Below are 12,360 nucleotides of genomic sequence, written 5' to 3' on the forward strand. Positions count from 1 at the left end.
GCCCACAACAAGATCAAGGAGAACCGCGATGAGCGTCAAACCTATCCCCGAGGGCTATGCCGGCGTCACGCCCTACCTGGGGATCGCCCAGGCTGCCCAGGCTATCGAGTTCTACAAGAAAGCCTTCGGCGCGATCCAGACCCTGCGCCTGGACATGCCCGACGGCAGTGTCGGCCATGCCGAGCTGCGCATCGGCAACTGCCCGATCATGCTCGGCAGCCCCTGCGACCAGGGGCCGCTGAGCAGTCCCGACCAATCGCCTTCCGTGGGCCTGCACCTGTACGTCGAAGACGTCGACCGGCAGTTCGCCCAGGCCGTCGCCGCCGGCGCCCAGGTGGTGTCCGAGGTTAAGGACCAGTTCTACGGCGACCGCAGCGGCACCCTGAAAGACCCGTTCGGCCACCTGTGGTTCATCGCCACCCACAAGGAGGACCTGAGCGAGGAACAGATCAGGCAACGGGCCATGGAGATGTTTCAGCAGCAATAACGTTGCCGCCGGAATACCGCTGATCGCGGGCAAGTCGGATCGCCGCCCGCTCGCTCCTACAGATGCGCGAGCTCTTGTAGGAGCGAGGCTTGCCCGCGATAGCGTCCGCCCCACCACCGCCCCTTTCATGGTTTTCTCCATCTCGTTTTCCCTACCGCTGGTCGCCTGGAAACATTTGCTTTCATATCGTCTTTCGGGATTTACGATTCTCATTCGTCTTAATCAGATGCAGCAGGCCGCGTTGGCGAAAGCCCCGTCGCGGCCCCACTCCTCGAATCAAGACGCGTGTTCAATGTCGAAGAAGTCCCGCTCGAAAATCTGGTTCCTCGTTCACAGCTGGCTGGCGCTGCCCATCTGGTTCTTTGTGCTGATCGTCTGCGTCACCGGCACCCTGGCCGTGGTCAGCCAGGAGATCGTCTGGCTGGCCAACCCGGACATCCGCGCCAGCAAACCCACCGACGACGCCCAGCCGCTGAGCTACGACCAGATCGTCCAGGCCATCCGGCAGGCCGAGCCGCAGACCCTGGTGGAAAGCATCAGCACCCCCGACGAATCCCATTTCGCCCTGACCGTGGGCGTCAGCTACCCCGACGGCCGTTCGGTCGATGTCTATGTCAATCCCTACACCGGCGTCATCCAGGGCATCAGCCCGGCGTTCAACTTCCAGGCCTTCACCCGCGCCCTGCACGGCTGGTGGCTGGTGCCCTTCACCAATGGCTACAGCTGGGGCTGGTACCTGGTGTCGCTGCTCGGCCTGCCGATGCTGGCGTCCCTGGTCACAGGCCTGGTGGTCTACAAGAAGTTCTGGAAAGGCTTTCTCAAGCCGACCCTGCGCCTGCGCCATGGCGCGCGGATCTTCTGGGGCGATTTCCATCGCCTGAGCGGTATCTGGTCGATCTGGTTCATCGCGGTGATCTCCATCACCGGCACCTGGTTCCTGATCGAGGCGGCGCTCAGCGACAACCAGATCAGCATTTCCAGCGAGCCCATCGTGCCGGTGATCGCCCGCGACAGCGTGCCGCTGTCCAGCGATGGCCGCCCGGCGCCGATGATCGGCATCGACCAGGCCATCCGCATCGCCACCGACAAGATCCCGGGCTTCGAAGTCGGCTTCGTCAGCCTGCCGAGCAACGCCTACAGCCACCTGTTCGTCAGCGGCCGCGGCTGGTACCCGCTGATGTACCAGACCGCCAACCTCAACCCCTACTCCGGCACCGTGGATACCGCGCACCTGCTGTCCCATCGCACGCCGCTGGAGTTCGTCACCGAGTCCATGCGCCCGTTGCACACCGGGGACTTCGGCGGGATCTGGATCAAGCTGATCTGGTGCTTCTTCGGCCTGCTGCTGAGCATGATGGTGCTCAGCGGCCTGCTGATCTGGACCAAACGCACCGCCCTGGCCACCGCCGCCGCGCTCAAACGCAGTCACCAGGCGCCGCGCCCCGCCGTCGCCCCACGCCCAGTGGCGGCCCTGCACACCGACACCCCGGAGGGCAACCTGTGAGCAAGACAGACCACGCAACGCCGGCTTCGCCCCTGGGCCGGTTCTGGCAGCGCTGGCGCTTCCACCTGAACATCCTGCTGTTGCTGATCCCCCTGGGCTTCATGCCCAAGTACTTTGCCGATGCCGCGTTGTTCCGTGGCGACAGCGGCCTGGGCGAGCGCGAGGTCGGCGAGATCCAGGTCGGCCCCTGGAGCCTGCGCCTGGCCGAACTGCGCAACGAACCGCCGCAGCTGCAAGGGCCGGCCGGCTACCTCAAAGGCTTCAACGCCGCGCTGTGCGAGCGCTGCATCGACCAGGTCAAGGCCACTTACCTGCGCATCGGCAAGCCCCGCAGCCTGCGTACCGCCGGGGTGATCTTCTTCGGCAGCCCGTACCGCATGGGCGCCAGCCTGCCCGTCGCGCAAAAGACCAGGGCCGACGCCGAGCTGTGGATAACCATGGAAGGCTGGGACGGCAGCCTGCACCAGGCGGCCATTCCCCTGGCGCAGGCGTCCCCGGCCACCCTCGCCTGGCTGAACCAACAAGGAGGCAAACCATGACTGTCCTACCCACCCGCCGCCTGCGCCTGTTCGGCAGCGCCATGCTGCTCGCCAGCGCCGTGTTCAGCGGCGGCGCCCTGGCCCACAACCCGATGTGCGAGTGCAAGCAGATCGACGGCGAGCAGATCCGCTGCACCGGCGGCTTCTCCGATGGCAGCGGCGCGCCGGGCGTCACCCTGGACGTGATCGGCTACGACGAAACCATCCTCGTGCCCGGCAAGCTGGGCGCCGATTCCACCCTGACCTTCAAGAAACCCGACGCCGAGTTCTACGTGCTGTTCGACGCCGGCCCCGGCCACGTGGTCGAGATCGACCAAGCCGACATCGAGGCCCCATGAGTACCACCACCCAAGTCGTGCGCCCGGCGGGCGCCGGTCACGAAACCCTCTACGTCCTGCTGCTGTGCCTGTTGATCCTCGGCGTGGCCGGTGCCGTGGTGCTCTGGCGCGGCGAACCCCGCGAGGTGGCCAGCGTCGCCAGCCACCAGCTGGACGCACGCCGCGACCTGACCGCCGGCGAACAGGGCATCTATGCCGACCTGCGGGTGACCCTCGACGAAATCCGCCTGTTGCACGAGGAAGCCCAGGCCCTGCCGACGCCCGGGCAACTGGCCGAGGAAGGTTTCGCGCCCTTCGCCCAGGACGCCAGCTCGGTCAGCCGTGGCGGGCACGCCTGGCAACTGCGCCAGCAGGCCTATGTCGGCCTCAGCCAGGACAATGCCGTCGCCGGCTCGTTTTTGCTGCGCATCGCCGCCGACCCGGCCGCCGCACCGGATATCTGGCTCAACCGCGCGCCCGCCCTCGCCGTTCCCGACGACTTCAGCGACACCGCCCTGGCCAGTGCCGGCTGGCAGCAGGTGGTCGCGCAATTCGATGCCGGAGTGACCCGCCAGCATCGCCACTGAACCCACGCATTCACCCGAGAGAAGACCGCTAGCCCATGCCTATTCCATCTCAACGCCGCCCGTTCCTGCGGGTGCTGCTGGTCAGCCTGCTCGCCCTGTTGCTCAGCCCGCTCGCCACGGCCGACCAAGCCAAGCGCCTGCGGATCGGCATCACCCTGCATCCTTATTACAGCTACGTGGCGAACATAGTCGGCGACAAGGCCGACGTGGTGCCGCTGATTCCCGCCGGCTTCAACCCGCACGCCTATGAACCCCGCGCCGAAGACATCAAGCGCATCGGCACCCTGGACGTGATCGTGCTCAACGGCGTGGGCCACGACGATTTCGCCGACCGCATGATCGAGGCCAGCGAGCGCCCGGACATCCCGGTGATCGAGGCCAACCAGAACGTGCCGCTGCTGGCCGCCACCGGCATCGCCGCGCGCGGCGCCGGCAAGGTGGTCAACCCGCATACCTTCCTGTCCATCAGCGCCTCCATCGCCCAGGTCAACAACATCGCCCGCGAGCTGGGCACGCTGGACCCGGCCAACGCCAAGACCTACACCCAGAACGCCCGCGCCTACGGCAAGCGCCTGCGGCAGATGCGCGCCGAAGCCCTGGCCAAGCTGACCCAGGCGCCCAACGCCGACCTGCGGGTGGCCACGGTGCACGCCGCCTACGATTACCTGCTGCGCGAGTTCGGCCTGGAAGTCACCGCGGTGGTCGAGCCGGCCCATGGCATCGAGCCCAGCCCGAGCCAGTTGAAGAAGACCATCGACCAACTGCGCGAGCTGGACGTCAAGGTGATCTTCTCCGAGATGGATTTCCCCTCCACCTACGTCGACACCATCCAGCGCGAGTCCGGGGTCAAGCTGTACCCGCTGTCGCACATTTCCTATGGCGACTACAGCGCCGAGAAATACGAAAAGGAAATGAAGGGCAACCTCGACACCGTGGTCCGCGCCATCCAGGAGGCCGGCGCATGACCGCCCTGCACAGCCTGGCCCGCGGCCCGTCCATCGAGTTCGACCGGGTCGGCCTGACCCTGGGCCGTACCACCATCCTCGACGATGTCAGCTTCAAGGTGCAGCCCGGCACCGTGCATGCCCTGGTCGGCCCCAACGGCGGCGGCAAGAGCTCGCTGATCAAGACCTTGCTCGGGCAGACGCCCCACCAGGGCCAGTTGCGCCTGCACTGGCCCGGCGAGCCGGGGGTGATCGGCTATGTGCCGCAGGCCCTGGAATTCGACCGCGGCCTGCCGATGACCGTCGACGACTTCATGGCCGCCATGTGCCAGCGACGCCCGGCGTTCCTCGGCCTCAGCCGGCATTACGCCACGGCCATCGGCGAGGCCCTGGAACGGGTCGGCATGCAGGACAAGCGCAAGCGGCGCATGGGCGCCCTGTCCGGCGGCGAACGCCAGCGCGTGCTGCTGGCCCAGGGCCTGATTCCGGCGCCGCACCTGCTGGTGCTCGACGAACCCATGTCGGCCCTCGACGAGGCCGGCATCCAGGTGTTCGAGCGCCTGCTCGGCGACTGGCGCCAGGCCGGCATCACCCTGCTGTGGATCGAGCACGACCTGGAAGCGGTCGGCCGCCTGGCGGACCGGGTCACCGGCCTGCACCGCCGGGTGCTGTTCGATGCCCAGCCGCAACAGGCGCTGACCCCGGAGCGCCTGTTGACGCTGTTTTCCACCCATCCGCGCACTGCGCAACCGGTCAGCGGGAGCCTTGCCTGATGAGTTACGAAGCCTTTCGTCTGATGGTCCAGGGCTGGGCCTCTTCCGGTTATCTGCCGGAAGCCCTGGCCTACGGATTCGTGGTCAACGCCCTGCTCGCCGGATTGCTGATCGGCCCGGTGCTGGGCGGCCTGGGCACGCTGGTGGTGGTCAAGCGCTTCGCGTTCTTCTCCGAAGCGGTGGGCCACGCCGCGCTGACCGGTGTGGCCATCGGCATCCTGCTCGGCGAACCCTACACCGGCCCTTACGGCAGCCTGTTCGGCTACTGCCTGCTGTTCGGCATCCTGCTCAACTATTTGCGCAACCGCACCGGCCTGGCCCCGGACACCCTGATCGGCGTATTCCTCTCGGTGTCCCTGGCCCTGGGCGCCAGCCTGCTGTTGATCCTCGCCGGCAAGATTAACGTGCACATCCTGGAAAACGTGCTGTTCGGCTCGGTGCTCACGGTCAACGGCAACGACCTGCTGGTGCTGCTGGTCGTCGGCGCCCTGGTGCTGGGCCTGAGCCTGCCGCTGTACAACCGCATCATGCTGGCCAGCTTCAACCCGCAACTGGCGGCGGTGCGCGGGGTCGCGGTGAAAGCCCTGGACTACCTGTTCGTGATCCTGGTGACCCTGATCACCGTGGCCGCGGTGAAAGTCATAGGTGCGATCCTGGTCGGCGCGCTGCTGGTGATCCCGGCCGCCGCCGCGCGCCTGCTGAGCCAGTCGCTCAAGGGCTTTTTCTGGATCTCGGTGTCGATCGCCACGGTCAGCACCCTGTGCGGCATCCTGCTGCCGATCGTCTTCGACCTGCCGGTGCCGTCGGGGGCCGCGATCATCCTGGTGGCCGGTGTCGCCTTCGCCCTGGCCGCCATTGCCCGCGGCCTGGTCCCCAGCCTCAAAGGGAATATCGGATAAATGCACCCTTCATTACGTCACCTGGCACTCCCCCTGACCCTGGCAATCTGCGGGCTGAGCAGCGCTGCAGCCCTGGCCCAGCCGGACCGTTTCGAACCCATGCGCGTCACCGTCAACCAGAGCCTGGGCACCACCGCGCTGCACGGCGCCAGCTCACCCAAGCCGCTGAGCGTGCTGGCCTCGCTGCCAGTGACCTTCGGCCTCGGCCAGTTGCTGCTGCACGGCACCGACGTGCGGCTCGAACGCGCCGCGCCGGCCAACCTGCCGGGCTCGCGCCAGACCGCCTACTTCACCGGCCGTGGCGCCCCGGCGCTGCACAAACTGGCGCTGGACGCCGACGCGGTGATCGGCCTGCGCTCGATCTGGCCGGACGATCCGCTCTACCCCCATGCGCGGCGCAGCAATATCCGCGTCGTCGAAGTCGATGCCGCGCGCCCGGTGGATGGCGCCCTGCCCGGGGTGGCCCTGCAGCCTGGCAAAAGCGATGGCCTGAACAGTCAGCCGTGGCTGTCTAGCAACAACCTGGGGCGCATGGCCGACGTGCTGGCCGCCGATCTGGTGCGCCTGGCCCCCGCCGCCAAGCCGAAGATCGAGGCCAACCTGGCCGGCCTCAAGCAGCGCCTGCTCAAGCTCAGCGCCGACGCCGAAGGGCAGTTGGCCAACGCCGACAACCTCAGTGTGTTCAGCCTCAGCGATCACTTCGCCTACCTGGTCAGCGGGCTCAACCTGGAACTGCTGGACACCGACGCCCGCGCCGACAACGACTGGACGCCCGAAGCCCTGCAGCAGCTGCAAACCCGGCTCAAGGACCACGACGTGGCGCTGGTCCTGCACCACCGCCAGCCGTCCGACGCGCTCAAGGCCGCCATTGCCGCCGCCGGCAGCCAACTGCTGGTGCTGGAAACCGACAGCGCCGACCCGCTGGCGGAGCTGGAGAGCGATATCCAGCAAATCACCACGGCGCTGAACGCCAAGTCCTGAATGGGCCATGCGGCAACTGCGTTGCCGATCGCAGCCTCGCTGACGCTCGACAGCGGCTACACACCGCGGTCCCTGTAGCCGCTGCCGAGCCTTGGCGAGGCTGCGATCGCCCGCGAAGCGGGCGCCAAACCAGACAACCTCAACACATCAGGCCCACCGCGGCGTCAGGTTTATGGGACACGCCTTACGCTTACAAATTTCCTGAAGAGTCTCCCGCCTTGCCGGTGCTAGGGTGCTGCTCCCATCGAACGGACAGGAAGCCCCGCCATGAGTGACTACCTCAAGCTCAACCAGGCCAACTGGGACGAGCGCGCGCCGCTGCACGCGGCCTCCCCGGACTATCAGGCGCAGATGTTTGTCGACGACCCGCGGCACCTGTCCGAGGTGGTGCGGTTCGACCTGCCGCGGCTGGGAGATATCAGCGGCCTGCGCGGCGTGCATCTGCAATGCCATATCGGCACCGACACCCTGTCGCTGGCGCGCCTCGGGGCACGGATGACCGGACTGGATTTTTCCCCCGCGTCGCTGGCCGAGGCCCGCGCCCTGGCGGCACGTACCGGGACCGCCATCGAGTACGTCGAATCCGATGTCTACAAGGCCAGCGAGGCACTGCCCAACGCTGCGTTCGACCTGGTCTACACCGGCATCGGCGCCCTGTGCTGGCTGCCCAGCGTCGACACCTGGGCGCGTAACGTCAGCGCCCTGCTCAAGCCCGGTGGCCGGCTGTTCATCCGCGAAGGCCACCCGATGCTCTGGGCCGTGGACGAACGCCGCGAGGACGGGCTGTTGGTGACGCTGCCCTACTTCGAGCACCGCGAACCGCTGGTCTGGGACGACGACAGCACCTACGTCAGCACCGACCGCCGGCTCAAGGCCACGGTCACCCATGCCTGGAACCACGGCCTGGGGGAGATCGTCAGCGCGCTGCTCAGCCACGGCCTGGACATCACCGGCCTGGTCGAGCACCAGAGCGTCCCCTGGGAGGCCCTGCCCGGGCAGATGCGCTGCGACGAGCACGGCGAATGGCACCTCAAGGAAGCGCCCCTGCGCCTGCCGCTGAGCTACACCCTGCAAGCCGTCAAGCGCTGAACCTTGCGCCCACCAAAAAGCCCGCTGGACTCTACATCCAGCGGGCTTTCTGCATTACGTGATTCCCTGTAGCCGCTGCCGAGCCCTGGCGAGGCTGCGATCGACTGCGCAGCAGGCGCCAAACCTGTGCATGCGTTGGGTCTGACTAAACGGGGTGCCCCTGTTACGGCCGCTTCGCGCCCGATCGCAGCCTCGCCCAGGCTCGGCAGCGGCTACAGGCAGCGGCGACAAGACCAGGGGTGGTCAGTTGGCCGCGGCGGCATCCATCTTCTGGCGCAGGCTCAGCGGGCGCATGTCGGTCCAGACCTCTTCGATATAGGCCAGGCATTCCTTTTTCAGGCCGCTCTTGCCCACGGTGCGCCAGCCTTGGGGCACCGCCTTGTAGTCCGGCCAGATCGAATACTGTTCCTCGTGGTTGACCACTACCTGAAAGAGGATGTCCTCGCGGTCAAATACTGACGTCATTGCTTGTCTCCATCGCTGTAAGGCTCGCTGCGCCAAGCGCGCAGCGGTTGTGAATAAGGAACGTGCCACTGCGGCGAAAAATTAGAGGCTGGCCACCGCCGCGGCCAGGGCCTTGCTGAAGATTTCCGCCACCTCGTCGATTTGCGCCGCGCTGATCACCAGCGGCGGCAGGAACCGCACCACGCTGCCATGGCGCCCGCCCATCTCCAGGATCAACCCGCGCTTGAGGCATTCGCGCTGCACCAGCGGCGCCAGGCGGCTGAACTGCGGCGGATGGCCCAGGGCGTCTTTTTCGCCGCTCGGATCCACCAGTTCCACCCCGAGCATCAGGCCGCGCCCACGGATGTCGCCCATCTGCGGGTAGTCGCGCTGCAGGATCCGCAAATGCTCGCTCAGGCGCTCGCCCATGGCCGCCGCGTGTTCGGCCACATGGTGTTCCTTGAGGTAGCGCATCACCGCGGAGCCGGTGGCCATGGCCATCTGGTTGCCGCGGAAGGTGCCGGCATGGGCGCCGGGCAACCAGGTGTCGAGCCAGTCGCGGTAGACCACCACCGCCATCGGCAGGCTGCCGCCGATGGCCTTGGACATCACCACCACATCCGGGATGATCCCCGCATGTTCGAAGGCGAACATCTTGCCGGTGCGGGCGAAACCGCTCTGGATCTCGTCGACGATCAAGGCCACGCCGGCCTTCTCGGTGATCCGCCGCACACCGCGCAGCCAGTCGAGGTCGGCGGGAATCACCCCGCCTTCGCCCTGCACGGCTTCGACGATGATCGCCGCCGGCAGCTGCACGCCGGCTTCCGGGTCGCTCAGCAGGTTTTCCAGGTAGCTCAGGTTGGCCTTCACCCCGGCCGCACCGCCCAGGCCGAACGGGCAGCGGTAGTCGTAGGGAAACGGCAGGATCTGCACGCCATTGCTCAGCAGCGCGCCCAGCGGCCGCTTCGGCCCCAGGCTGCCCATCAGGCTCAGGGCACCCTGGGTCATGCCGTGGTAGGCGCCCTGGAACGACAGCACGGTGCTGCGGCCGGTGGCGGTGCGCGCCAGCTTCAACGCGGCTTCCACCGCGTCGGTGCCGGTGGGGCCGCAGAACTGGATTTTCGCCTCGGCGGCCAGCTCCGGCGGCAACAGGCCGAACAGGTCCTGGACGAACCGGTCCTTGACCGGGGTGGTCAGGTCCAGGGTCAGCAGCGGCAGCTCATCGGCCAGCACCTGCTGGATGGCCTCGATCACCACCGGGTGGTTGTGGCCCAGGGCCAGGGTCCCGGCGCCGGCCAGGCAATCGATGAAACGCCGGCCCTCGACGTCCTCGACATAAATGCCCCGCGCGCGCTTGAGCGCCAGGGGAATGCGCCGCGGGTAGCTGCGGGCGTTGGATTCCTGCTGGTTCTGCCGCGCCAGCAACGGCGATTCGGTGAACTGGTAAAGCGTCTCGGCCGGCGCGGGGCTGGTCCGCGCGGGCTGATCGTCGACAAGGCTGGTAGCAACTGACATCTCTCGAATCCTCACGCTGATGAGTTGAGCGAAACCGCACACCACGCAGGTACGCCGCCGGTTCAGCGCGCACTCGCAGGTTTTCCTGTTCTGGAAACGCATCAGCGGGGGGAGGATTTACACCCGGGAGAGGGTTTATTGCGGATCAACCATAAGGTTGTGGTGAATATCAGAATGTCATCGCGGGCAAGCCTCGCTCCTACAGAAGAATGCGTTCCTCTGTAGGAGCGAGCGGGCGGCGATCCGACTTGCCCGCGATAAGGCCGTCAGGCCGACTGCAACGGCATGGTCAACTCGACGCGCAGCCCATCGGGCCGGCTGTCGAAACGCAGCACACAGCCGCAACGCTGGACAATCGCCTGCACGATCGCCAGGCCCAGGCCGCAGCCGGTGCTCTGGCCGTTGCGCCAGAAACGCTGGGTCAGGTGCTGCAGGTCGTCCTCGGGAATGCCGCTGCCGTGGTCGCGCACCTGGAAGCGCACGCGGTTGCCGATGGTTTCCAGGTTCAGGTCCACCGGCGCATCGCTCGGGGTATGGCGCAGGGCGTTGTCCAGCAGGTTGCGCAAGGCGGCGATGGCCAGCACCGAAGGCATTTCCAGAGGCGCCGCCGACACCCGCTCGTCGACATGCAACCGCACCCGCTGCCGCGCACCGCTGGCGGCATCCTGGATCGCGGTCTGCGCCACCTGCTCGGCACTGCACTGCACGCCATCCTCGAACGACAGGCTGCCTTCGACCCGCGCCAGCAGCAACAGCTGCTCCAGGGTCCGGTGCAAGCGGTCGGCGCCCTCTTCGGCGCGCGCCAGGGATTGGTCGCGCGCCGCGCCTTCGGTCATGCGCGCCACCTGCAGGTGGGTCTTGATCGCCGTCAGCGGGCTGCGCAATTCGTGGGCCGCGTCGCCGGTCAGGCGGCGTTCGCGCTCGATGGTCTTGCCGATACGCTGGAACAGCTGGTTCTGGGTTTCCAGCAGCGGCCGCAACTCGCTGGGCAGCGGGTGGATCTGCAACGGCTCCAGGGAGTCGGCGCTGCGCCGCATCAAGGCATCGCGCATGCGGTTCAGCGGCGCCAGGCCCTGGCCCATCCCCAGCCACAACAGCCACAGGCACGCCAGCAGGGCCACGCCCACCGGCACCGAGGCCGCCAGCAGCACCGACAGGTTCAGCGCCTCGCGCTCGACCTGGCGGTCGGCGGTGGTAATGCGCAGGTCGCCCCGGGCCAGGGTGAAACTGCGCCAGCGCACGCCGTCGATCATCTGGTCGTGAAAGCCCATGCGTTCGGCTTCGAGCTTTTCATCGGGGTGGTTGTGGCTGCGGGCGAGGATCTCGCCGCGCAGGGAACTGACTTGGCAGGCCATGCCCCCGGGAATGTTCAGCTGCTCGGCGCTGAAATGGGTGCCCTCGCCCTTGCTCGGCAACGCCGGCAACTGCTCCAGCAGGCCGGCGACCATGCGCGCCGACGCCACCAGGCGCTGGTCCAGGGAGAACATCATCTGGTTGCGCAAGTCGCTGAACATCCAGGCCGACGCCAGCGCCCAGATCAGCACGAACGCCGCGCCGATGGTCAGGCTCAGGCGCAGACGCAGGCTCACCACTTACGCCTCCTCCCCGCCATCCGCCGGCCCCAGGCGATAGCCCAGGCCGCGCACCGTCTCGACGATGCCGTTGCCGAGCTTGCGCCGCAGGTGGTGGATATGCACGTTGAGGGCATTGCTTTCCAGCTCGTCGTTGAAACCGTAGACGCTGTCCTTGAGCTGCTCGCTGGACAGCACCCGGCCGCGGTTGTGCAACAGCGCCTGGAGCAGTGCCTGCTCGCGCCGCGACAGGTCCACCGGCTGGCCGCCGAGCAGGGTTTCGCGGGTGCTCGGGTCGTAGCTCAGGCGGCCATGCTCGATCAGGTTGACACTGCGCCCCGCCACTCGCCGCAGCAGGGTGTGCAAGCGCGCCGCCAGCTCACGCAGGTCGAAGGGCTTGAGCAGGTAATCGTCGGCGCCGGCCTGCAAGCCGTCGACCCGGTCGGTGACCGAGTCCCGCGCGGTGAGGATCAGCACCGGAATCTCCAGGCCGGCGTGGCGCTGCTGCTTGAGCAGTTTCAGGCCGTCTTCGTCGGGCAGGCCGAGGTCGAGCACCATCACGTCGAACTGGGCCACCGCGAGCATGGCCCGCGCCGCCGAGGCGCTGGCCACGTGCTCGACCGTCAGGCCCTGGGCCGTGAGGCCGGCGACGATCCCGCTGGCGATCAACTCATCATCTTCACAGACCAGTACGTGCATGGAGAAACCTG

General features: G+C 67.3%; 14 protein-coding genes. 10 read left to right on the forward strand and 4 right to left on the reverse strand.

Features of this window, described 5'->3' with window-relative positions; all coding sequences use genetic code 11:
- Nucleotides 1-28: 28 nt before the first annotated feature.
- The 10 genes from TO66_RS21930 (at nucleotide 29) to TO66_RS21975 (ending at nucleotide 8,120) form a co-directional block, all read left to right on the forward strand.
- Entirely contained in the window at nucleotides 29-487 is a 459-nt protein-coding gene (locus TO66_RS21930) for a VOC family protein (RefSeq protein WP_044464233.1), read from the forward strand.
- 292 nt (nucleotides 488-779) lie between these two features.
- Nucleotides 780-1,991, forward strand: a complete 1,212-nt coding sequence (locus tag TO66_RS21935; protein WP_044464234.1) for a PepSY domain-containing protein — start codon at nucleotides 780-782, stop codon at nucleotides 1,989-1,991.
- On the forward strand, nucleotides 1,988-2,530 hold the full coding sequence (locus TO66_RS21940) for a hypothetical protein (RefSeq protein WP_044464235.1): 543 nt from the start codon (nucleotides 1,988-1,990) through the stop codon (nucleotides 2,528-2,530). Before TO66_RS21935 ends, TO66_RS21940 begins: the two co-directional genes overlap by 4 nt.
- Nucleotides 2,527-2,868 (forward strand): hypothetical protein, encoded by a 342-nt coding sequence (locus TO66_RS21945; RefSeq protein WP_044464236.1) that lies wholly within the window; start codon nucleotides 2,527-2,529, stop codon nucleotides 2,866-2,868. The genes TO66_RS21940 and TO66_RS21945 overlap by 4 nt, the downstream gene beginning before the upstream one ends.
- Entirely contained in the window at nucleotides 2,865-3,434 is a 570-nt protein-coding gene (locus TO66_RS21950; protein WP_044464237.1) for a DUF6162 family protein, read from the forward strand. Before TO66_RS21945 ends, TO66_RS21950 begins: the two co-directional genes overlap by 4 nt.
- Nucleotides 3,435-3,469: 35 nt before the next feature.
- Nucleotides 3,470-4,399: a metal ABC transporter substrate-binding protein gene (locus TO66_RS21955; protein WP_044464238.1), complete on the forward strand. Its 930-nt coding sequence runs from the start codon at nucleotides 3,470-3,472 to the stop codon at nucleotides 4,397-4,399.
- Nucleotides 4,396-5,151 (forward strand): metal ABC transporter ATP-binding protein, encoded by a 756-nt coding sequence (locus tag TO66_RS21960; RefSeq protein ID WP_044464239.1) that lies wholly within the window; start codon nucleotides 4,396-4,398, stop codon nucleotides 5,149-5,151. Before TO66_RS21955 ends, TO66_RS21960 begins: the two co-directional genes overlap by 4 nt.
- Complete coding sequence (locus TO66_RS21965) at nucleotides 5,151-6,050, forward strand: metal ABC transporter permease (protein WP_044464240.1); 900 nt, start codon at nucleotides 5,151-5,153, stop codon at nucleotides 6,048-6,050. The genes TO66_RS21960 and TO66_RS21965 overlap by 1 nt, the downstream gene beginning before the upstream one ends.
- Entirely contained in the window at nucleotides 6,051-7,031 is a 981-nt protein-coding gene (locus tag TO66_RS21970; protein WP_044464241.1) for a metal ABC transporter solute-binding protein, Zn/Mn family, read from the forward strand. It abuts the gene before it with no gap.
- A gap of 267 nt (nucleotides 7,032-7,298) precedes the next feature.
- On the forward strand, nucleotides 7,299-8,120 hold the full coding sequence (locus tag TO66_RS21975) for a bifunctional 2-polyprenyl-6-hydroxyphenol methylase/3-demethylubiquinol 3-O-methyltransferase UbiG (protein ID WP_044464242.1): 822 nt from the start codon (nucleotides 7,299-7,301) through the stop codon (nucleotides 8,118-8,120).
- Nucleotides 8,121-8,363: 243 nt separating this feature from the next.
- Here the strand turns inward: TO66_RS21975 and TO66_RS21980 are convergent, their stop codons facing one another.
- The 4 genes from TO66_RS21980 to TO66_RS21995 form a co-directional block, all read right to left on the reverse strand.
- Complete coding sequence (locus TO66_RS21980) at nucleotides 8,364-8,585, reverse strand: MbtH family protein (RefSeq protein ID WP_044464243.1); 222 nt, start codon at nucleotides 8,583-8,585, stop codon at nucleotides 8,364-8,366.
- A gap of 81 nt (nucleotides 8,586-8,666) precedes the next feature.
- Nucleotides 8,667-10,079: an aspartate aminotransferase family protein gene (locus TO66_RS21985; RefSeq protein WP_044464244.1), complete on the reverse strand. Its 1,413-nt coding sequence runs from the start codon at nucleotides 10,077-10,079 to the stop codon at nucleotides 8,667-8,669.
- Nucleotides 10,080-10,345: 266 nt separating this feature from the next.
- Entirely contained in the window at nucleotides 10,346-11,671 is a 1,326-nt protein-coding gene (locus TO66_RS21990) for an ATP-binding protein (protein ID WP_044464245.1), read from the reverse strand.
- A complete protein-coding gene (locus tag TO66_RS21995) occupies nucleotides 11,672-12,349 on the reverse strand; it encodes a response regulator (protein WP_044464246.1) in 678 nt (225 codons plus the stop codon).
- Between the last annotated feature and the right edge of the window lie 11 nt (nucleotides 12,350-12,360).

Origin of the sequence: Pseudomonas sp. MRSN 12121, assembly GCF_000931465.1 — a bacterium.
Taxonomy (GTDB): Bacteria; Pseudomonadota; Gammaproteobacteria; order Pseudomonadales; family Pseudomonadaceae; genus Aquipseudomonas.